Here is a 20,150-nt window from a genome sequence, read left to right as displayed (position 1 = left end):
GCAGGTTGCAGCGCCTTTGCCTATCCCTTGCGGGCCAGCGGGTGATGCTCCAGCACCAGTGATTTCAGGTGTTCGTCCAGAACATGGGTGTAAATCTCGGTGGTGGAAAGGTCTGCATGGCCCAAAAGCGTCTGGATCACCCGCAAATCTGCCCCCCCGGCCAGCAAATGCGTGGCAAAGGCATGGCGCAAGGTGTGCGGGGTCACGCTGGCCGGGTCCAGCCCGGCTTGGGCGGCAAAGCCTTTGAGCAGCACAAAAAATTGTTGCCGCGTGATATGGCCCGCCGCGCCACGCCCCGGAAACAGGAATTTTGACGGCTTCTTGCCCTTGGCGGCCCCGGCCTCTTCGGTCGCATCGCGCAAGATCAGCCAATCTGCAAGCGCCTGTTTTGCGGGCGGTGACAGGGGCACCATGCGTTCCTTGCCGCCCTTGCCCCGCACCAAAATCATCGCGGGCGCACCGCGCACGGCGGCCACGGGCAATTCCACCAGTTCCGACACCCGCATCCCCGTGGCATAGATCAGTTCCATCAGGCATGCATTGCGGGCCTGTTCCTCGGGCGTGCGCCCGCTGTCTTTGGCGGCACGCAGCAAAGCCTCTACCTGCGCCAGTTCCAGCGTTTGCGGCAGTTTCGCGGCCTGTCCCGGCCCCTTGATCCGCAGACCGGGGTTTTCGCTGCGCCAGCCTTCTTCAAAGGCAAAGCGGTAAAGCTGGCGGATCGCGGACAAGCGGCGCGCGCGGGTGGCTTTGGACAGGCCCTGCGCCTCGCAAAAGATCAGATAGTCCTCAATCTCGGCGCGGGTTGCCGCGTCAAAGCTGCTGGCCCGCCGTTCCAGCCAGCTTGCAAAATCCTGCAAATCGCGGCCATAGGCCAAAAGCGTGTTGCGAGCGGCATCCAGTTCGGCGGCTTGCGCCTCCAGAAAACTGGAAATCCATCTGTCGGATTCCGCGCTCATCCGCGCCGTTCCAGCAGCATCAACTCCAGCGCCACGCGGCGCGAAAGATCCTCCAGCCCGACATGGCGAAACAGGGCCAGCCCCTCGGTCACACCGCGTAAATCACCGTGCAAACCGCGTTCAATCCGGTCCACGGCGTGCAAGATCGCCTCTCCCAGCCGCTTTTCGGCCAAAAGCGCCATCAGATCGGCAGGCGGCGTGGCGCGCACAAAAGCGGGGGAAATGGCGCGCGACAGGCTGTCCAGCGGTGTCACCCCTTGCAGGTTGCCCCGCGCCAGACCGATCAGAAACGCCTCGTTGATATCGGCGGCGGTGCGGGCATTGGCCGCCGTTTCATACTGGCCCGACAGCAAGGCAATCCGAAACGCCAGCGCACCGGCCTCACCCGTCAGGGGCAGGCGCAGCAGACGTTCGGCAAAGAGTTCCGCAAAAGGCACTTCCAGCGCCGCCGAGGCCATCATCGCCCAAGCCTTGGGCAAGGCTGCGGCCACCGCACCGGGGTCTGCGGCTTGCAAGGCGGTATCAAAATGCTGAAACGCCTCTACCCGGTCCCAAACCCCGCCAGAGGCCGCAGGCAGGCGTTCGGTATAGATGCCCAGCAGGCGGTTCGGGTCCAGCACCGAGGCGCGGGCCAGACGCTCTGCCGCCTCAATCTGGGCTTTCCAGCCAGCGGTTTCGCGCAATTCGGCATGGGAAAAGGCCAGCGGAAGCGGGGCCGTGGGCAGGCCTTCGCCAATCGCTTCCAGCATCCGCCATGCCAAAGGCGTCACGGGCGAGGGTGGCTCCAACGCCGGTTCGCCTTCGAACAGGTCCGGGTCCAGAAACCGGGTCAGCAGCGCGTCTTCGGATTCGTTGACATAGCCCAAAGCCTGCGCCATGCGCAGCGTCAGCGCAGAGCCGCCCCAATCGCCTGAACGGGCAAGGCAAAAGATGCGGGCCGGGTAGGTGGGGGCCAGATCGGGCCGGTCGCGCAACTGGGCGCAGGCGGCATCTTCCTGCCCGGTCAGCATGGCGATATCAAAATAACGGCGGAAAATCTCGGGCGTCATCTTGCCCGAGGCTTCGATCAGCGCATTCGCCTCCTCCAGCGCGGCCATATCCAGCAGTTTGTCGATCCGGGCGCGCAGCAAAATCCCGCGCCCCGCAGAATCGGCAGGCGGCGTCGCCTGCGCCAGCATCAAGGTTTGCATCAGCCGTTGCAGCGAGGGCAGATCGTCATCTCGCCGGATCGAAATCAGCGCGGCAATCTTTTCGGTTTCGCCCAACCCCCAAAGATCATTGGGAAAACCCGTCACCCGCGCGGGCAAAACGCCTGCGGCATCCGGGGTCGGGCCATCCAAGGTGGACACGATGACATTTTGCGGCAAAGCCCCCCCGGCACTGGCCACCCCCGGTTCGGGCGGCGGCAAGGGCTTGGCGGGCGTGGAAACCGAACTGGACAGCCAGTCAATCGCAGACAGGGGCTCTTCGGCCAAGGCAAGGCCGGGCATCAGGCCAAGCAGCAGGGCCGACACACCGCCCCACATGCGCGCGCCGTCAGTTGACATCCAGAACCACCGGTTTGGTCACATCGGTCTGCATGGGCGACAAATCGCCCAGATAGGCAAACCCTGTCAGACCAATAGCCCCCAAAACCACCAAAATCGCGATCCCTTTAACGATCAGCTTCATCTTCTTGCTTTCTTGCCAAACCTCATGCGCCGAAATTAACCCGTCTTGCGCGCGCAGGGCGCGGCGCGAAGCCAAGCTGTTCGGTCTCTCCTGCACAGCTATATAGCCATTCTTAGCCGAGTTCACGCCCCCGCGCAAAAAATTGCGCATGTTCCGGCAAGGCTTCGCCCAAAAACACCGCCATGCCCCCGGCGCGGGGCTGGACAGGCAGCAACCCGGCCCGCTATTGGGAAAGGAAAGGCACACGGCGTAGCAAGGGGGGCGATTTCGGGATGCGGTTGAAGAAATCGGTCGTCATGGTGGGGATGATGGGGGCAGGCAAAACCGCCATCGGCACCCAGCTTGCCAAGCTTTTGTCCGTGCCCTTCATCGATTCCGACGATGAGATCGTTCTGGCCGCCAATCGCAGCATCGCCGAGATATTCGAACGCGATGGCGAGCCGTTTTTTCGCCAGAAGGAATCGCAGGTCATCGGGCGCTTGCTGGAAGGGCCAAGTGCGGTGCTGTCCACCGGGGGCGGGGCGTTTATGTCAGAGCATAATCGCGCGATGATTGCGCAAAAAGGTGTCTCGGTCTGGTTGCGCGCCGATCTGGACTTGCTGTGGAACCGGGTGCGGCACAAAAACACCCGGCCCTTGTTACGCACGGCCAATCCGCGCGCGACGCTGAAAGAGATTTATGACAAGCGCGTGCCGGTTTACGCCTTGGCCGATCTGGCGGTGGATGCCGAGGCGGATCTGTCCATTGATGATATGGCGCGCCGTGTGCTGGGGGCGCTGTCCACCCGCGCTGATGTGTTGGAAGGATAGGGGCTATGACCACCGATATCGTTCGTGTCGATCTGGGCGCGCGCAGCTATGACGTGCGCATCGGCAATGGCTTGATCGACCGGGCAGGGGCCGAAATCGCCCCGTTCCTGCGCCGCCGCGGCGTGGCAATTGTCACCGATGAAACCGTGGGCGGCCTGCATCTGGCACGCCTTCAGGCGGCGCTGTCGGCGCATGGCATCGACAGCAGCGCGCTGGCCTTGCCACCGGGCGAAGGCACCAAAGGCTGGCCGCAGTTTTCCCGCACGGTGGAATGGTTGCTGGACCAAAAGGTGGAACGCAAGGATCTGGTCATCGCCTTTGGCGGCGGGGTGATCGGCGATCTGGTCGGCTTTGCCGCCGCCGTGTTGCGCCGGGGCGTGGGCTTCGTGCAAATCCCCACCTCGCTTCTGGCGCAGGTTGACAGTTCGGTCGGCGGCAAAACCGGGATCAATGCCCCGCAAGGCAAGAACCTGATCGGCGCCTTTCACCAACCCACCCTCGTGCTGGCCGATATCGGCTTGTTGGGCACGCTGACCCCGCGCGATTTCCTGTCGGGCTATGGCGAGGTGGCGAAATACGGGCTGCTGGGCGATGAAACCTTTTTCGACTGGCTGGAGGTAAACGGCCCGGCGCTGGCGGCAGGCGATAGTGCCGCGCGCCAATATGCCGTGCGCCGCTCGGTCGAGATGAAGGCCGAGATTGTCGCGCGCGATGAAACCGAAGAAGGCGACCGCGCGCTGCTGAACCTTGGCCATACCTTTTGCCACGCGCTGGAACAGGCCACCGGATATGGGGATCGTTTGCTGCATGGCGAAGGCGTTGCCATCGGTTGCGCGCTGGCGTTTGAGCTGTCGATGCGGCTGGGCCTGTGCAGCCAAGAGGCCCCAAGCCGCGTGCGCGCGCATCTGCGCCGGATGGGTATGAAAGTGGATATTGCCGATATTCCCGGCGATCTGCCGGGGGCCGAGGCGCTGCTGGACCTGATGGGGCAGGATAAAAAGGTGGTTGATGGCCAGCTTCGCTTTATTCTGGCAAAAGCCATTGGAAACAGCTTTGTAGCCGCTGATGTGCCCAAGGATGTGGTGCTGACCCTGCTGAAAGACGCGCTGCGCGGGCGCTAAAATACCGTCAAAACCTGAATTCTTCGATTGTCAGATCACGTTTTCGTGGTAACAAAACCTAATTGCATTGACGTTTTGCATCCGTCATTGGGCCGGTTTTCGCGGTTGGGGATGCGTTTTTACTGGGTGATTTCACGGGCCAAGGGGGAGGGCCGCAGGCGTATTCCGGGCAAATCTGAACCATATTTCAGCCTTGCGGGCGTTTTGGCCCCGCTCCGTCCTGCTCTGTGATCCCTGTCACCCTGCGCGTTTGAACCTGTCGGTTCAGATGCTTTTGATCGCAGCACAGCCCGGTTTTTCGGGTCGCATGGTTTATTTGAGTAAGGAGATTTGAGATGGCGAAGAAATCCGCAGCCGATATCAAGAAAGAAGCCGACGAGATCAACGAACATATTGCCAAGGCGCGCAAGAAAACGCTGAATTTCGCGTTGCTGATCGCCAAAGAGGGCGTGATCCTTGAGGCGCATCCGACCAAAGGCCCGGATGTCATGCGCAGATTGGCCAAGGGGCGCGGCGGCGGCCCCAAGGGCACCCAAGGCCAGATGAATGTGCGCGGCAAGAACATCGAACTGACCTGCGAGGATGAAGATTTTCCGCCAAACCTCGGAAAAGTCGCGAAAAAATACTTTTCGGAACTGGGGATCGCCTTTCGTGTGATCCTGTTCGGGCCAACCGGGCAACCCGTTGGTGAGGCGGACGATGAAGACGATGACGTCACCGAAGACACCAAAGCGCCCGCTGCCAGTGAGGGTGGCGGCGATAGCGGCGGGGACGCGCCCGTGGCGCAAGGCACCGGCGGCGATGATGACGCTGCCAAAGCCAAAGAGGATCAAGAGCGCGAAGAATTGAAGAAACGCGCAGAAGCCCTTGAAAAAGAGATCAAAAAAGCCGCCGAGAATATTGGAGAGGCCGGGGCCGCCTTGGGCGAGGCCATCGCCGATTTCCTGAAAGCCGGGGTCGAGGACAAGCTTGACGCCGCCAAGGACGCGCTTTCCGAAATTCAGGCCAAGCTGGAGGAGGCCAAGAAAAAAGCAGGCTCCGTCAACCCGGATGCGCTGCGCGACGCCTTGGCCAAGGAATTCGGAGAGATTGAAGACAAGGTCGATCTGCTGGTCGAAAACGGCCAGAAAGGCGTGTCCAAAAAAGCCGAACAATTGGCCGCGATGTTCCAAAAAGAAGTCTCGGGCGATCTGAAAAAGGCAGGGGCTGTGTTGTCCTTGCTCAAGACTTTTGTGCAGACCGAGGTGTCCAAGCTGGAACAGGCCGGCAGTGCCGTGGGCAAAGGTGCCAAGGCGGTGGGTGATGCCGCCGCGGGCGTGGCCGATGGCGTTGGCAAAGCCGTGGAAAACGTCGGTGACGCCGTGAAAAAAGGCGCCGGAGAGGCCAAGAAAACCGCGCAAGGGGTGTTTGACAAGATCGGCAAAGCGGCGAAAGGCGTGTTTGGCAAAGTGTCGGGCGCGGCCAATGGCATCGCGCGGGCAGCGTCGAAAGTGGCGGGCAAACTGGCCGAAACCGCATCAAATGCAGCAAACGCGGCCGAGGTTGCAGCCCAGACCGCGCAAGGCGCCGTGGCGGGTGCAGGCCAGGCCGTAGCCGCAGCCGGGGCGCAAGCCGGACGCGCGGTGGATCAGGTCGGTGATGCCGCAGCAGAGTTTGCCAAGAAGGCCAAAGAAGCCGTAGAGGCCGCCGAAGCCGCTGCCCGCACCGCCGCCGCAGAAGCGGAAAAAGCCGCAAAAGACGCCGCCGCTGCCGCACAGCGCGCCGCCGAAGCCGCGCAAACCGCCGTGGATGAGGCGGATGAGAAAGCCGCCAAGGCTGCCGATGCCGCCGCCGCTGCGGCCCGCAAACTGGCAGAAGCGGCGCGCCAAACGGCGGAAACGGCTGCGAAAACGGCAACGGACAACGTGCAATTGGTCGAAGATGCCACCAATGCCGCCATAGATACCGCCCAACGTGCCGCGCAAGAGGTGGAAACCAAGGCGCGTGGCTTGCTGGGGGGCATTGCCGATATGATCTCGCGCGTTGCGGGCGGGGCCGAAGACGGGGCAGAATCGCTTGTCGGTCAGGCCCGCGATGCGCTGCGTCAGGCGGGTGAGGTGGCAAATCAGGCCGCACAGCGCGCAGGCCAGATTGGTGAAGCCGCGCAAGGGGTTGTGGGGCAGGTGCAATCTGAAATCGAAGCCAAGGTAGATGAGGCGATTGCCGCCGTCACCGCCATTGCCGAACGTCTGGCCGAGGCCGGGCGTCAGGCCGAACGGGCGGCGAATGAAGCGGCCTCTGCTGCGCGCTCGGTCGCGCAAGAAGCCGTTTCGCGCGCCTCAGATGCTGCGCAAAAGGTCAATGATCTGGCGACGGAAGCTGGCACCGCACTGGCAGATGCCGCGCGTCAGGCCGCAACCGCAGCGCAGACCGCAGCACAAACCGCCTCTGAGGCGGCCCAAGCCGCCGAAGACGCCGCCGCCCGCGCCGCAGAGGCCGCAACCCGTCTGGCGCAAGCTGTGTCGCGTGCCGCCGATGGGGTGATTGACCGCGCCACCGAAGAGGCCGCCCGCGCCGCCGAGGAGGCCGCGCGTCAGGCCCGCGAAAGAGCCGAAGCCGCCGCCCGCGAGGCGTTGGAAAAGGTGGCCGAGGCCGAACGGCTGGCCGAGGACCTGCTGGCCCAAGCGCAAGCCGAAGCCGACCGCAAACTGCAAGAGGCGCAAGCCCTGTTTGACCGCGTCACCAACCCCCTCGGGCGTGCCGCCGATGTTGTTGGCAACGAAGCGAAAGAAATGCTCGATCAGGCCACCGCCGCCGGGGGTGAGATTGCCGATTTCTTTGGCGGCTTGCTGGGCGATTTCGGCAATGCGGGCGGGCGCATACAGCAAGGTGCCGCACGCCTTGCCGAAGAATTACGCCGCCGCACCCAGCAAGGCGTTGATACCGCGATTGATGCCATCGAACGCACCCGGCTGGAGATCGAGGAGCGGGTGCGCAGCAAGATTGCCCGCATCGAGGCCCGCGCCGAACAGATCGCCGCCGAAGCACAGCGCCGCGCCGAACAGGCCAAAGCCGATGCCGAGGCCCTGCTGCGCGAAGCCGAAGCTGCCGCGCAGGACGCGGTGGAAGATGGCGCCGATCTGGTCAGCGATACGGTCAACACAGCGCTGGAGGCTGCCAAGATCGCCGCCGCCGCTGCTGCCGCTGCGGCCATTCAAGCTGCCGCCGAAGCTGCTGCAATCCGTGCCGCCATTCAAAAGATGAAGGATGAGGCGCGCGAGCGGGTCGAAGACTTCCTTGAAGATTTCTCGGAAGAAGCCATCGAGGCGGCGGAAACTGCGGCGGATGAAGCTGCGCGCGCTGCGGAAACCGCCCTGAACGATGCCCGTACGCGGGCAGAGGAGGTAAAGCGCGAAGCCCAGGCCGTGCTGCAAGCCATTGAAGCGGAGGTCGCGCGCAAGCAGGCCGAGGCCGAGGCGCTTTTGGGTCAGGTCGAATCTGCGGCCACGGGCTTGCTTGGCGGCATCGGCAATTTCGTTGCCGGGGCTTTTGACAATGCGCAAGAAAATGCCAACCGCTTGATTGATTTTGAGAAAAAAGTGCTGGGTGGGCTTGGCAAAGCCTCGGGCAAGTTGTTCGACAAACTCAGCGGGATGTTGGCCGAAAAGAAGCAGCGCGCCGAAGGTCTGATCGGCAATATCACCGATGCCGTGCGCGATGCCTTGTTCGGCCAGCAAAAGTCGGTGCAGGAATTCCGCGCCGAAGCGGTGGCGGAACTGGCCAAGATCGAGGCCGCATTGGCCGAAGGCGACAAGCTTGCGGAGGATACGGCGAAAGCCCAACTCGATTTTGCCAGCACCGTTGGCGAAACGCTCGCGAAAGAGTCGATCTACCAGTATCAGGACTTGATTGATGCAAGGGTCAAAACCCGCTCTGATGCCATGTATTGCGTCAATGATACCAAAATCTGGATCAATGATATTGATCGCTCGCTGATCACGCTGGAAGACCGGATCCGCAACAAGCTGGACCCAAGCCAAGGCACGATTGACCAGACCAATGCCCAGCGCGCGGTGGAAGGCATCCGCGAGGAAACCGCCAAGGCGCTGGCCTTCGTTGAAGCGGCAAAGGCAGAGAACAAGGCGTTGATTGCGCTCTTTGCCGATGAGGAGAAAATGCTGGAGGAAGCCATCGCCGAGGTCATCGGCGAGGCCAAGGAGATCGAGAAGCAGCTTGAATCCGCACTTGCCGAAGCTGAAAACGCCACCGAGGCAGGCCAGATCAAAGCCCTGAAAGACAAGGCGTTGAATCTGGGCATCGAGATTGATCAGCTGTTGCTGACCGTCAATGAATATGGCGGGCCGATGATCGAAGACTGCATGAAAACCCTGACCGAGATTTCCGGGCGGATTGATGATCTGAAACAAGCCGTCCTGCGGCTGGAGGCGATTGCCGAAGTGGCCGAGGAAGAAGAGGCCGATCAGGATGAGCTTGGCACCGTTCCGACCGAGGAAGAAGACGAGGCCCCGGCGGCGGGTGGCGGCGAAGGCGGCGCAGGGGCTGGCGACGAAGCTGGCAGCGGGGCCGAAAGCCCCGCAGCCCCCGCAGGCGAAATTGCCGAAGCCGTTGGCAGCGGCGCGCCGAACAAGCCTGCCGATGTCAACACGATCAAAGGCTTGCTCAACGACTTCTGCAAGCTGTTGAACTACCCGACCCTGACGCTGGACGGCAAAGCCGACAAAGCCTGCATCGACAATATCCGCCTGTTCCAAAGCCTTGTCGTGAAAATCCGACCCGATGGTGTCATCTCACCGGGCAAAACCACCTTCAAGGCATTGAAGGCCGGGCCGGGCGCGGTGAAGGATGACTTTCCCACCGCGCGCGAAGATGGCGACACCACCGAATATCCGCCGAATGTCACGGGTGATATTGCGGGGGTGAAAGACCATGTTCTCAATGTGTTGAAAGCGGTTTCCTCGCATTACAAAGGGGCCAAGATTCATGTCACCTCGGGCCTGCGCGATGCCGATGATCAAGCGCGGGTGATGTGGAAATACTGGGTTGGCAACCTCAAGAACGGCGAGATTTACGGCTATCTGCGCCGCAACCCCGATATCCTCAAGGCCTTGCAAGATCATTACAAGGCGGGTGAGGAAGCGGAGTTCAAGAAGATCGTGGTCAAACATGCGGCCAGCCTGTCGGACCATCTTTATGGCCGGGCGGTGGATGTGCCGATCAACCTGAACCCCAAGCTGGTGGCCGCGATCAGCAGCATCCTGCGTAAAGTGGTGGAAAAGAGCTGCATCCATTTTGATGACCGCGACCGCACCGTGCCCAGCACGATCGACGCCAGCATCACGGATAAATGGCCGAAGTAAGCCATTGGCGCGCGCCGTCAAACGCGCCCGCCAAACCTAAAGTGAGGCTTCCAGCAGGCTGCGCGAATAAGGATGGGTGGCGGCGTTGCGGCGCAGCGCCTCTACGCCCATCACCTCGACGATCTGACCGTCTTTCATCACCGCCAATCGTTCGCACATATGGCCGACGACGGAGAGGTCATGCGATACCATCACATAGGTCAGCCCGCGGTCGCGGCGCAGATCGACCAGCAGGTTCAGGATTTCTGCCTGCACCGACACATCCAGCGCCGAGGTGGGTTCATCCAGCAGCAGCAGGTCCGGTTCCGGCGCCAAGGCCCGCGCGATGGCCACCCGCTGCCGCTGCCCGCCTGACAATTGATGCGGATAGCGAAAGCGGAATTTCTGGCCCAGCCCCACATCCTCCAGCAATTTCACCACGCGGGCGTCAATATCGGCAAAGCCATGCAGATGCAGGGTTTCGCCCAGCACCTGATCGACCGAATGGCGCGGATGCAACGAGGCATAGGGGTCTTGAAACACCATCTGCACGGTTTTGTAAAAGCTGCGCGGGCGCTTGGCCGTCAGCGCCGCACCATCCACCGCCATCCGCCCCGACCAGTTGCGCGCCAGCCCTGCCACCGCGCGCAGGATGGTGGATTTGCCCGACCCGCTTTCCCCCACCAGCCCGAAGCTTTCGCCCCGTGCCACGCTGAACGAAGCCGCTTTCACCGCATCCACCCGGTCGCGCCCATGACCGAACCAGACGTTCAGCGCGTCGATCTCCAGCATGGTCATAGCCGGCCACTCACACTTGGGGCCTCGGACCAGGCCGGGTCACGTTGCAACACCTCCAGATGGTCGCGCGGCGCATCCAGCCGGGGCAGGGAGTTCAGCAAGCCCCGCGTATAGGGGTGTTTGGCCTCTGACAACTTATCCGCCTCACATATTTCCACGATCCGCCCCGCATACATGATCAGCACGCGGTCACAGAAATCGGCCACAAGGTTCAGGTCATGGCTGATGAAAATCAGCCCCATGCCACGATCCTTGACCAGCTTGTCCATGATATCCAAAACCTGCCGCTGCACCGATACATCCAGCGCGCTTGTCGGTTCATCCGCGATCAGAATTTCAGGATTGGGGATCAGCATCATCGCGATCATGATCCGCTGCCCCATCCCGCCCGACATCTCATGTGGATAGGCGCGCATCACGCGGTCGGGGTCGCGGATGGAAACCGCCTCCAGCATCTCCAACGCTTTGGCATAGGCATCCGCCTTGCTGGCGCGGTTGTGCTGGCGATACGCCTCGATGATCTGATCACCGATGGTCATCACCGGGTTAAGCGAGAATTTCGGGTCTTGCATCACCATCGAAATCCGCTGCCCCCGCACGGCGCGCATCTCTTTTTCGGTCTTGTCCATCAGATTGACGCCGCCAAGGCTGATCTGTTTCGCCTCAACCATCCCCGGCGGGCGGATCAGCCGCAGGATGGCGCGGCCCGTCATGGATTTGCCCGAACCGCTTTCCCCCACAATCCCCAACCGCTCGCGGCCCAAGGTAAAGGACACGCCGCGCACCGCATCAAACACGCCTTGGCGGGTGGGAAACCGCACCCAGAGGTCCTCGACATCCAGCAAGGGTTCCATCATTCGCCCCCCTTCGGGTCCAGCACGTCGCGCAACCCATCACCCAGCAGGTTGAAGGCGAGCGAGACGGTAAAGATGGCAAGGCCCGGCATGGTGGCGACCCACCAATGATCGAGGATGAACCGCCGCCCTTCGGAAATCATGGCACCCCATTCCGGGCTGGGCGGCTGTGCGCCAAGGCCCAGAAAGCCAAGCCCTGCGGCGGCCAGAATGATGCCTGCCATATCCAGCGTCACCCGCACGATCAGGCTGGAGATACAAAGGGGCCAGATATGCCGCGTGATGATGCGCATCGCCCCCGCACCCTGCAACTGGATGGCGCTGATATAATCGGCGGAACGGATGGTCAGCGTTTCGGCCCGCGCGATGCGGGCATAGGGGGGCCAGGCGGTCAGCGAAATCGCCAGCACGGCGTTTTCAATCCCGGCACCAAGGGCGGCCACAAAGGCCAGCGCCAGAACAAGGCGTGGAAAGGCAAGGAAAATATCGGTGATGCGCATCAACACCACATCGACCCAGCCGCCAACATAGCCCGACACCGTGCCCACCAGCAGCCCCGCAATCGGCGCGATCAAGGCCACCAGTGCCACGATATACAGCGTGATGCGGCTGCCATAGATCAGCCGCGACAGGATATCCCGGCCAAGGCTGTCGGTGCCCAGAATATGCCCGTCTGTCCCCAAAGGGGCCAGACGGTTGCCCAAATCCTGCACAAAGGGATCATGCGGCGAGATCAGCGGTGCCGCCGCCGCAATCGCCACCAGCGCCACCAGAATCCACAAGCCGATCATCGCCATCGTATTGCCGCGAAACGACAACCAGCCCTGATACAGCGCGGAAAGCTTGGCATGTCTGCGCGATGTGGGCGTATCGGTCAGCAACCATTGCCGCAAGGTTTGCTCGGCCATTCTCTTCCCTTCCAATTAGCGCGCGCGAGGGTCAAAGACCTTGTAAAGCAGGTCCGAAAAGATGTTCAGCAGGATGAAAATCAACCCCACAACCACCGTGCCCCCCAGCACCGCATTCATATCCGCCGACAGCAACGCGGTGGTGATATAGCTGCCGATCCCCGGCCAGCTAAAGATGATCTCGGTCAGCACCGACCCTTCCAAGAGCCCGGCATATGACAGCGCGATCACGGTTATCAGTTGCACGCGGATGTTGCGGAAGGCGTGTTTCCACACCACATCCCATTCCGACATGCCTTTGACGCGGGCAGTGGTGATATATTCCGCGCTCATCTGTTCCAGCATGAAGCTGCGGGTCATCCGGCTGATATAGGCCAGCGAGTAATAGCCCAGAAGGGAAGCAGGCAGCACGATATGGCTGAAGGCGTCTTTCAGCACGGTCCAGTTGCGGTCAAGGATACTGTCGACCAAGATCATGCCCGTCACACTTGGCACGACATCTTCATAAAAGATGCCCACGCGCCCCGGCCCGCCAACCCAGCCCAAGATGCCGTAGAACACCAAAAGCCCCATCAGCCCCAGCCAGAAAATCGGCATGGAATATCCCACCAGCGCCACAACGCGGGCAAGCTGGTCAATCCACGACCCTTTGCGCACCGCCGCCACCACGCCCAAAGGCACGCCCAGCACGATGCCAAAGCACACGCCCAGCGTTGCCAGTTCCAGCGTGGCGGGGAAAACCCGCGCGATATCTTCGGCCACGGGGCGCGCGTTCAGCAAGGACATGCCGAAATCGCCGCGCATCACATCCCAGACGTAATAGCCGAATTGCACGATCACCGGCTTGTCCAGCCCAAGCTGGTAATACACCGCGTCATAGGTGGATTGCGAAGCGCGTTCGCCCACAATCGCCAGCACCGGGTCAATCGGCATCACCCGCCCGATGATGAAGGTGATAAACACCAGCCCCAGCATCGTCACTGCGATGGAACCAAGCGTTTTGATCGAGGCCGTCACCCAAAGGGGCAGGGACGCGCGTTGCCGCGCGCCCCCTTCATGATTGGCCGATGTCATTCCTTGACGACTTTGCTGTAATCGGCGGAACCGATCGCCTCACCGGTGGTGAAGTTTTTCACATTGTCGCGCACGCCATCCTGTTCGATCTGCTGGAACATGATGACAAAGGGCGAGGTTTCGCGGAATTTCGCCTGAATTTCCTGATACATGGCGATCCGCTTGTCGCGGTCCACTTCGGTCACGGCGGCTTCGGTCAAGGGGGTCAGCCCATCGGTATCCCATGCCAGACGCCATGCCAGCAGGCCGGTGGCTTTGGCCTCCAGACTGTTGTCGGGGTTATAGGCGAATGTGCCGGCATTGGTCTGCGGATCGGGATAATCCGGGCCCCAGGCTTCCAGCGACATATCCAGTTCGCGCGCGCGATACCGGTCCAGAATCTGCTTGCCGGTGCCCACGGTGATGTTCACCTTGATGCCAGCCTGTGCGGCGGTGTTCTGGAAGCTCTGCGCAATCTCAATCCGTTCCTGCGCCTCGCGCACGCCAACTTCGATTTCCAGATTTTCCACACCCGCCTCGGCCAACAATTCCTTGGCCTTTTCGATGTTCAGGCTGAACGGGTTTTCGGTCGAGGCCCCCAGATAGGTTTTCGGCAAGAAGTTCTGATGCGTCGTGTATTGCCCATTCAGAAAGCTGTTCTGCATGCCTTCATAATCGACCAGATATTTGAACGCTTGGCGCACTTGCGGCTTGGACAGCACCGGATGCGTCTGGTTCAGGCCCAGATACATCAGGCGGCCTTTCAGCTCCTCCTGCACGACGATACCAGCCGCATTGCGCACACCGGCAATATCTTCGGGGTTGAGGTTGCGGGCCACGTCAATGTCACCAGCCTCCAGCAGCAAACGCTGGCTGGCGCTTTCCGCGACATGGCGCACGATCACGCGTTCCATTGCGGGCGCACCGCCGTAATAGTCGGGGTTGGCCTGCAAGGTCACGGATTCATTGGGCTTCCAGCCGACCAGCGTATAGGGGCCAGAGCCTGCGGAATTGGTGGCAAGCCAGGCATTGCCCATATCGCCATCCACCTCATGCTCCATCGCGGTTTTCATATCGACGATGGAACCGATGGTCGCCGTCAGGCAGTTCAGCACGAAAGATGTCGCATAGCGCTTGTCGGTCTTGATGGTCAGCGTGTTGCCATCGGCCTTGATCGTCTCGGCCACGTTTTCGGGGGTAAAGCCGAATTGCGTCAGAATGAACGCAGGTGTCTTGTTCAGGATCACGGCGCGGCGCAGCGACCATTCGGCATCCGGTGCCGTCACCGGGTTGCCGGATTGAAACTTCACCCCTTCGCGCATGGTGAATGTGATGGACATGCCATCTTCCGACACGACCCAGCTTTCCGCCAGATCCGGCACATAGCCCTTGTCGAAATCCAGCGGGTCAAAGTTGACCAGCTTGCCATAGATGTTCTGGTTCACGTCCGAGCCCGCAAATTCAAAGCTTTGCGCCGGGTCCATCGTGGTAATATCGTCAATCCGGTTGGCCACCACCAGCATATTGGCAGGGGTTTCGGCCAGCACAGCGACCGACGTAAAGCTGAGCGCGACGGCCATCGTCGCCCCGGCGAGTGTTTGGGTCCACATCTTCATAATTACATCCCTCTTTCTGTTAGACGTTGCAGAGCGGCTGTCGGGGCAGGGGGTTAGCCCCCCCAGGTTTTTTCCAGAACCCGAAGCCAGTTTTCATGGCACAGCTTGGCAATCAAGGCGTCACCATAGCCGTGGTCTTGCATGGCACGGCGCAGGGCAGGCAGCCCCGACACGCGCGTCACATCCTCTGGCACAACCGCGCCATCGTAATCCGATCCAAGGCCGACGCGATCTTCGCCGACCTGCGCGATCAGATGGTCAATGTGCCGTAGTATCTGCGTCAGCGGCACATCTGCCAGCATTTTGCCATCCTCTCGCAGGAAGGCGACCGCAAAGTTCAACCCCACCATACCATCAGTCTCGGCAATTGCAGCAAGTTGTTTATCGGTCAGATTTCGGCTGTGATTGCACAGAACATGGGCATTTGAATGTGTGGCGACCAAAGGCGCGTCGGAATGGCGGGCCACATCCCAAAACCCTGCCTCGTTCAGATGCGACAGGTCCAGCATGATGCGCAACTGATTGCAGCGCTTGACCAGCCGCAGCCCTGCATCGGTCAACCCGGCCCCGGTATCGGGACTGCTGGGAAAGCGGAAAGGCACGCCGTCGCCGAAAATCGTGGGCCTGCTCCAGACCGGGCCAAGCGACCGCAACCCCGCCTGATACAGCACTTCCAGCGTATGCAGATCGGCATCAATCGCCTCGGCCCCTTCGATATGGAAAATCGCGGCCATGACGCCCGAGGCCAGCGCCGCGCGAATATCGGCCACCGTGCGGCAGATTTTCACCGCGCCCAACCGCTCCAACTCAAACAAAATCGCGGCTTGGGCCATGACCACGGGAAAGGCATCTTCCCAATCAATCGCATCGGGCAACACAAGCTGATATTCCGGCTTGGTCATCTCTTCGAATTTCACCGCCAGATCGGTGGGCGAGGGCACAAAGACCGCAAAGAAGCCGCCACCAAACCCACCCGCGCGCGCCGCAGGCACATCCAGCGCACCGGGGCAGCCCGCGACAAAGCTTTCTGCCGCCGCCACGCCACCCGCGCGATAGAGTTTCAGCAATACGTCATTATGGCCGTCAAAAACCAGCGGATGCAGAGAATCTGTCAAAGCCATGCCCCCAAGGATAGCGAATGGCCAAAGGCTACGGCATTTTTTGTCATGCACCAGAAAAAAGAGTATGATAAAAGCGCATAGCATTATGACCTTTTGGTAAAAAATCAGCATGGCCGCACGCATATGGCACAGCTTGCCCGAATATCAGGCCCTGCGGGCGGTGATGGAATCGGGCACCACCTCGGCTGCCGCGGCACGGCTGGGCCTGTCGCAATCGGCGGTCAGCCGGTCGATCAGCAGTCTGGAGGCGCGGATCGGCCAGATTCTGTTTGAACGCGATGCCGGGCGCCTCGTCGCCACGCGTGAAGCGGTGCAGTTGAACCACAGGCTCGACCCGTTGTTTGAGGCCCTGAACCGGCTGTCCGGCCCCCCCGAACGCGCGCGCGAAACCCTGCGCCTGATCGCGCCGCCGACCTATGCGCATCGGTTTTTGACCACGCATATCGCCAGTTTCATCCAGACCAATCCGCACGCCTATATCAGCCTTGAGGTGGCGCAATCGGATGAGGTTATTCGCGGCATCGTCGAAAACCGCTTTGATCTGGGGCTGACGGGGGTGGAACTGTCGCGCGATGGTATCCGGTTGACGCCCTATCGCACCTCCAGCGCGGTGTGTGTGCTGCCCAAGGGCCATGCGCTGGCGCAGCAAAGCGTGATCCGCCCGCAAGACCTGCATGACCAGCCGCTGATCGCGCTGACCCATCGCCACGCCCGCCGCGCGCAACTCGATACGATTTTTCAAGCCGTGGCAGCCGTGCCGATTGTGCTGGCCGAGGTGGCAACCTCTTTTGCGGCGGTGGATATGGTCAGCGCGGGGCTGGGGCTGACGGTGGTAAACCCGTTCCCGATCTATAGCTATCGCAGCAAGGATCTGGCCTTCCGCGCCTTTGACAGTGATCTGACCTATCGCAGCTATTTCGTGGCCTCTGACGCGCGGCCCCAATCGGCCACCGCCCGCGCCTTCATGCGGCATTTGCGGCTGCACACGCCGATAGACCCGTTCTCGGAAAAGGCGTGAAGGCCCGCCGTCAGATGATCGCGGTTTCCCGGTAGGGTTGCCCCCGTCTGATCCGGGCATAGCCCAGCGGCGTCATATCAAGGCTGCGATAGGCACCGTATGTCACCCATTCGGCAATGGCGCGGCCCATGGCAGGGGATTGCTGCAACCCATGGCCGGAAAACCCGTTCAGGAACAGGAAATTCCCCACCTCATCATGCGGGCCGACCACCGCGTTATGATCCAGTGTGTTCATGTCATATTGGCCCGCCCATTCGCGGATGACCTTGATCGTCTCAAACTGCGGGATGCGGGTGGCGATGGCGGGCCAGATATGATCCTGCCACAGCGCGGGGTCCATGCTGAAATCTGTCGGGTCGGCGGCGGGGTCGATAGCGCTGTGCCCGCCCGCCATATAGGTGGTTTTGCCATCCTGCCGGACATGCACGCCCGAAGGGTCAATGGTCAGGGGCAGCGGCCTGTCCAGCGGCTCTTGCGCCGAAAACACCCAAGTATAACGTTTGCGCGGCTCAACAGGCAGGGGGATGCCCAACAGCCCCGCAATCCTTGCCCCGCGCGTGCCTGCCGCATTGATCACCGTGCCGCAAGCAATCACCTCCCCCGAGGCCAGCGTGACGCTGTTTACCCGGTCGCCTGCGGCGTTTTTCTGCAAGGACACAACCTCATTCGCCACATAGTCCACCCCAGCGCGCCGGGCGTTTCGGCGAAACAGATCGAACAGGGTGATGCCGTCGAAATAGCCTTCGTCCACCGTGTTGATACTGCCCAGCACCAGATCATCCACCGCATAGAACGGGTAGGCGGATTTGATCTCCTCTGGCGTCAAAAGCCGGGTTGCGGCTCCGGCGGCGCGCTGCACGGCGGCACTGTCGCGCAGCGTTTTGGCAAAGGCGTCATCCGCGGCAAGGTAAAGATAGCCGAAATTCTGGATGCGCAGCTTTGGCGCTTCGGCCTCTGGCCCCATGAAGGCGGGCAGGTTTTGCACGAATTCCGCCCCGAATTGCGAGATTTTCACATTCAGCGCGGTGGAAAACTGCTGGCGAATACAGGAATTGGTATGCGAGGTGGCGGCGAAAGCATAACTCGGGTCCCGCTCTACCACCAGAACCGAGCCGGTGAAATCGGGGGTGTTGGCCAGAAACCATGCCGCCGAACTGCCCATCATCGCCCCCCCGATGATCACCACATCATAGCGGTTGCGTTTTGGCGGGTCGGTGCGCAGCGGGGCATTCATGCGGGGCCTGTCAGCTTGGGTTTGCCCAAGTTACAGCGCCCTTTCCATGCCAAGGCAAGCCCCATTCCACGCCCGTGGCCTGCGCGCATCGCCTGCGAAACAATCGTTAACTTTCAGCAACGTGCTTGACATAAAATGTCGCGTGGTTACGCTTTGATCCCAGCGCAGACCGTCAAGGGAGAAACATCATGCTCGTGCAACAAATCTTGAAATCCAAGCCCGGCGAAGGTGTTTTTACTGTCAAACCCGGTATCACGCTCAGCGAGGCCGCGCAGGTCCTGTCGGAAAAGCGGATCGGGGCGCTGATGATTTCCAATGATGGCACCAAACCGCTGGGCATTTTGTCCGAACGCGATATCGTGCGCGAACTGGGCAAACGCGGCGTTGTGTGCATGTCCGACCCGGTGGACAGCATCATGACCACAAAACTTGTGACCTGCGCACGCAACGACACGGCAGATCAGGTGATGCAGAAAATGACCGATGGCCGTTTCCGCCACATGCCCGTGATGGATGGCGATGCGATGGTGGGCCTGATCTCTATCGGTGATGTGGTCAAGGCACGCTTGTCCGAACTGGCGATGGAAAAAGACGCGCTGGAAGGCATGATCAAAGGCTTCTGACCCGGCGCGCCGTTGAATTTTCGGCACAGGGCCGGGGGCCAAGGGGGCAGAAAACACCCTTGCAATCCCCGGCGCAATATTGTTGCGTGCGGCAGCGATAGGAGGAGCCGCCATGCGAACCGGACTATACCCCGGAACCTTTGACCCGATCACCTTGGGTCATACCGATATCATCCAGCGGGCCATGGCGCTGGTGGATGTGTTGGTGATTGGTGTGGCGATCAACCGCGACAAGGGGCCGCTGTTCTCGCTGGAAGAACGCGTCGCCATGGTCGAGGCGGAATGTGCCCCCATCGTCGCCAAAACCGGCGGTAAGATCATCGTGCACCCGTTCGAAAACCTGCTGATCGACTGTGCCCGCGATGTCGGTGCCAGCGTGATCGTGCGCGGTTTGCGCGCGGTGGCCGATTTTGAATATGAATTTCAGATGGTTGGCATGAACCGCGCGCTCGACAGCTCGATCGAGACGGTGTTCATGATGGCCGATGCGCGGCGGCAGGCCATTGCGTCAAAACTGGTGAAAGAGATTGCACGGCTGGGGGGCGATGTGTCGAAATTCGTTCCCCCCGCCGTGCGGGATGCGTTGATCGCGCGCTATGCCCGCTAACGGGGCAGGGCGCGCGGCCCCTTAGCCGTAAACGGATTGGCGCGCGATCTTGTCGGCGTCGCCGCGATAGATGCCAAGGTCAAGCGCGATATCCAGCGGCAGCCGGGCAATTTCATTCCGGGTGATGACAAATTTGGCATAGTTGCGCAGCGCTGTCTGGGCGCGAAGGATCAGGTTTTTCATGGTTCTTCTCACATACATCTGAAAACCGGCCCCATGCCGCGTTTTCCTGCTGCCTATATCGGCCCGAATGCTTGCGCTAACAATGGCCAGAACCGTGATCCCGCCATGCGCCAGATGCATGGCTTGGCCCAGGCTAGGGTCAGGACCCATTGATTTGCTTGAGGCTGCCGTCGCTGCGTGATTCAAGGCCCCTAGCTACGGGGGTGATCATGAGCAATCTATTCTGGCTGACGGACGAGCAG

The 20,150-nt window shown here is 61.2% G+C and carries 17 protein-coding genes; 6 read left to right on the top strand and 11 right to left on the bottom strand.

What is annotated here, in order from left to right; translation table 11 throughout:
• Nucleotides 1-20: 20 nt before the first annotated feature.
• From EGN72_RS13885 to EGN72_RS19590, 3 genes are read right to left on the bottom strand one after another with little or no spacing between them, the layout of a single operon-like run.
• Entirely contained in the window at nt 21-956 is a 936-nt protein-coding gene (locus tag EGN72_RS13885; protein WP_127048587.1) for a site-specific tyrosine recombinase XerD, read from the bottom strand.
• A complete protein-coding gene (locus EGN72_RS13880; protein WP_233587149.1) occupies nt 953-2,503 on the bottom strand; it encodes a hypothetical protein in 1,551 nt (516 codons plus the stop codon). Before EGN72_RS13880 ends, EGN72_RS13885 begins: the two co-directional genes overlap by 4 nt.
• Nucleotides 2,493-2,627, bottom strand: a complete 135-nt coding sequence (locus EGN72_RS19590) for a hypothetical protein (protein WP_255417436.1) — start codon at nt 2,625-2,627, stop codon at nt 2,493-2,495. The genes EGN72_RS13880 and EGN72_RS19590 overlap by 11 nt, the downstream gene beginning before the upstream one ends.
• Nucleotides 2,628-2,899: 272 nt before the next feature.
• Between EGN72_RS19590 and EGN72_RS13870 the strand changes: the two genes are divergently transcribed.
• The 3 genes from EGN72_RS13870 (at nt 2,900) to EGN72_RS19205 (ending at nt 9,914) form a co-directional block, all read left to right on the top strand.
• A complete protein-coding gene (locus EGN72_RS13870) occupies nt 2,900-3,436 on the top strand; it encodes a shikimate kinase (protein ID WP_127048583.1) in 537 nt (178 codons plus the stop codon).
• A 5-nt stretch (nt 3,437-3,441) separates the two neighbouring features.
• Nucleotides 3,442-4,557 (top strand): 3-dehydroquinate synthase, encoded by a 1,116-nt coding sequence (aroB, locus tag EGN72_RS13865; RefSeq protein WP_127048582.1) that lies wholly within the window; start codon nt 3,442-3,444, stop codon nt 4,555-4,557.
• 335 nt (nt 4,558-4,892) lie between these two features.
• Complete coding sequence (locus tag EGN72_RS19205) at nt 4,893-9,914, top strand: hypothetical protein (protein WP_158623198.1); 5,022 nt, start codon at nt 4,893-4,895, stop codon at nt 9,912-9,914.
• Nucleotides 9,915-9,950: 36 nt separating this feature from the next.
• Here EGN72_RS19205 and EGN72_RS13855 read toward each other — a convergent pair whose 3' ends face one another.
• The 6 genes from EGN72_RS13855 to EGN72_RS13830 are packed head-to-tail and all read right to left on the bottom strand — an operon-like array spanning nt 9,951 to nt 16,243.
• Complete coding sequence (locus EGN72_RS13855; RefSeq protein WP_127048581.1) at nt 9,951-10,691, bottom strand: ABC transporter ATP-binding protein; 741 nt, start codon at nt 10,689-10,691, stop codon at nt 9,951-9,953.
• Complete coding sequence (locus tag EGN72_RS13850; protein ID WP_127049364.1) at nt 10,688-11,545, bottom strand: ABC transporter ATP-binding protein; 858 nt, start codon at nt 11,543-11,545, stop codon at nt 10,688-10,690. The genes EGN72_RS13855 and EGN72_RS13850 overlap by 4 nt, the downstream gene beginning before the upstream one ends.
• Nucleotides 11,545-12,453, bottom strand: coding sequence for an ABC transporter permease (locus EGN72_RS13845; protein WP_127048580.1), 909 nt, complete (start codon nt 12,451-12,453; stop codon nt 11,545-11,547). The genes EGN72_RS13850 and EGN72_RS13845 overlap by 1 nt, the downstream gene beginning before the upstream one ends.
• A gap of 15 nt (nt 12,454-12,468) precedes the next feature.
• Entirely contained in the window at nt 12,469-13,527 is a 1,059-nt protein-coding gene (locus EGN72_RS13840) for an ABC transporter permease (RefSeq protein ID WP_127048578.1), read from the bottom strand.
• On the bottom strand, nt 13,524-15,122 hold the full coding sequence (locus EGN72_RS13835) for an ABC transporter substrate-binding protein (RefSeq protein WP_127048575.1): 1,599 nt from the start codon (nt 15,120-15,122) through the stop codon (nt 13,524-13,526). Before EGN72_RS13835 ends, EGN72_RS13840 begins: the two co-directional genes overlap by 4 nt.
• Nucleotides 15,123-15,175: 53 nt before the next feature.
• Nucleotides 15,176-16,243 (bottom strand): dipeptidase, encoded by a 1,068-nt coding sequence (locus EGN72_RS13830; protein ID WP_127048573.1) that lies wholly within the window; start codon nt 16,241-16,243, stop codon nt 15,176-15,178.
• A 109-nt stretch (nt 16,244-16,352) separates the two neighbouring features.
• On the opposite strand from EGN72_RS13830, the gene EGN72_RS13825 reads away from it, so the two are divergent.
• Complete coding sequence (locus EGN72_RS13825; RefSeq protein WP_127048571.1) at nt 16,353-17,261, top strand: LysR substrate-binding domain-containing protein; 909 nt, start codon at nt 16,353-16,355, stop codon at nt 17,259-17,261.
• A 10-nt stretch (nt 17,262-17,271) separates the two neighbouring features.
• Here the strand turns inward: EGN72_RS13825 and EGN72_RS13820 are convergent, their stop codons facing one another.
• Complete coding sequence (locus EGN72_RS13820) at nt 17,272-18,495, bottom strand: FAD-binding oxidoreductase (protein ID WP_127048569.1); 1,224 nt, start codon at nt 18,493-18,495, stop codon at nt 17,272-17,274.
• 188 nt (nt 18,496-18,683) lie between these two features.
• Between EGN72_RS13820 and EGN72_RS13815 the strand changes: the two genes are divergently transcribed.
• Nucleotides 18,684-19,118 carry a CBS domain-containing protein gene (locus tag EGN72_RS13815; RefSeq protein ID WP_127048567.1) on the top strand — a complete coding sequence of 145 codons (435 nt, stop codon included), beginning with the start codon at nt 18,684-18,686 and terminating at the stop codon, nt 19,116-19,118.
• 112 nt (nt 19,119-19,230) lie between these two features.
• Entirely contained in the window at nt 19,231-19,725 is a 495-nt protein-coding gene (coaD, locus tag EGN72_RS13810) for a pantetheine-phosphate adenylyltransferase (protein WP_127048565.1), read from the top strand.
• 21 nt (nt 19,726-19,746) lie between these two features.
• On the opposite strand, the gene EGN72_RS19315 is transcribed toward coaD, so the two are convergent.
• Entirely contained in the window at nt 19,747-19,908 is a 162-nt protein-coding gene (locus EGN72_RS19315; protein WP_199743750.1) for a hypothetical protein, read from the bottom strand.
• Between the last annotated feature and the right edge of the window lie 242 nt (nt 19,909-20,150).

The sequence above is a fragment of the Pseudorhodobacter sp. E13 genome (assembly GCF_003991405.1).
Lineage (GTDB): Bacteria > Pseudomonadota > Alphaproteobacteria > Rhodobacterales > Rhodobacteraceae > Pseudorhodobacter.
This window is presented reverse-complemented; position numbering and strand designations above follow the sequence as displayed.

Excerpts from the sequence above, each read along its gene's own strand:
- EGN72_RS13815 (WP_127048567.1), top strand. The coding sequence starts at position 18,684 with ATGCTCGTGCAACAAATCTTGAAATCCAAGCCCGGCGAAGGTGTTTTT.
- EGN72_RS19205 (WP_158623198.1), top strand. The coding sequence starts at position 4,893 with ATGGCGAAGAAATCCGCAGCCGATATCAAGAAAGAAGCCGACGAGATC.
- coaD (WP_127048565.1), top strand. The coding sequence starts at position 19,231 with ATGCGAACCGGACTATACCCCGGAACCTTTGACCCGATCACCTTGGGT.
- EGN72_RS13840 (WP_127048578.1), bottom strand. The coding sequence starts at position 13,527 with ATGACATCGGCCAATCATGAAGGGGGCGCGCGGCAACGCGCGTCCCTG.
- EGN72_RS13880 (WP_233587149.1), bottom strand. The coding sequence starts at position 2,503 with ATGTCAACTGACGGCGCGCGCATGTGGGGCGGTGTGTCGGCCCTGCTG.
- EGN72_RS13845 (WP_127048580.1), bottom strand. The coding sequence starts at position 12,453 with ATGGCCGAGCAAACCTTGCGGCAATGGTTGCTGACCGATACGCCCACA.
- EGN72_RS19590 (WP_255417436.1), bottom strand. The coding sequence starts at position 2,627 with ATGAAGCTGATCGTTAAAGGGATCGCGATTTTGGTGGTTTTGGGGGCT.
- EGN72_RS13870 (WP_127048583.1), top strand. The coding sequence starts at position 2,900 with ATGCGGTTGAAGAAATCGGTCGTCATGGTGGGGATGATGGGGGCAGGC.
- aroB (WP_127048582.1), top strand. The coding sequence starts at position 3,442 with ATGACCACCGATATCGTTCGTGTCGATCTGGGCGCGCGCAGCTATGAC.
- EGN72_RS13885 (WP_127048587.1), bottom strand. The coding sequence starts at position 956 with ATGAGCGCGGAATCCGACAGATGGATTTCCAGTTTTCTGGAGGCGCAA.
- EGN72_RS13855 (WP_127048581.1), bottom strand. The coding sequence starts at position 10,691 with ATGACCATGCTGGAGATCGACGCGCTGAACGTCTGGTTCGGTCATGGG.
- EGN72_RS13820 (WP_127048569.1), bottom strand. The coding sequence starts at position 18,495 with ATGAATGCCCCGCTGCGCACCGACCCGCCAAAACGCAACCGCTATGAT.
- EGN72_RS19315 (WP_199743750.1), bottom strand. The coding sequence starts at position 19,908 with ATGAAAAACCTGATCCTTCGCGCCCAGACAGCGCTGCGCAACTATGCC.
- EGN72_RS13825 (WP_127048571.1), top strand. The coding sequence starts at position 16,353 with ATGGCCGCACGCATATGGCACAGCTTGCCCGAATATCAGGCCCTGCGG.
- EGN72_RS13830 (WP_127048573.1), bottom strand. The coding sequence starts at position 16,243 with ATGGCTTTGACAGATTCTCTGCATCCGCTGGTTTTTGACGGCCATAAT.
- EGN72_RS13835 (WP_127048575.1), bottom strand. The coding sequence starts at position 15,122 with ATGAAGATGTGGACCCAAACACTCGCCGGGGCGACGATGGCCGTCGCG.
- EGN72_RS13850 (WP_127049364.1), bottom strand. The coding sequence starts at position 11,545 with ATGGAACCCTTGCTGGATGTCGAGGACCTCTGGGTGCGGTTTCCCACC.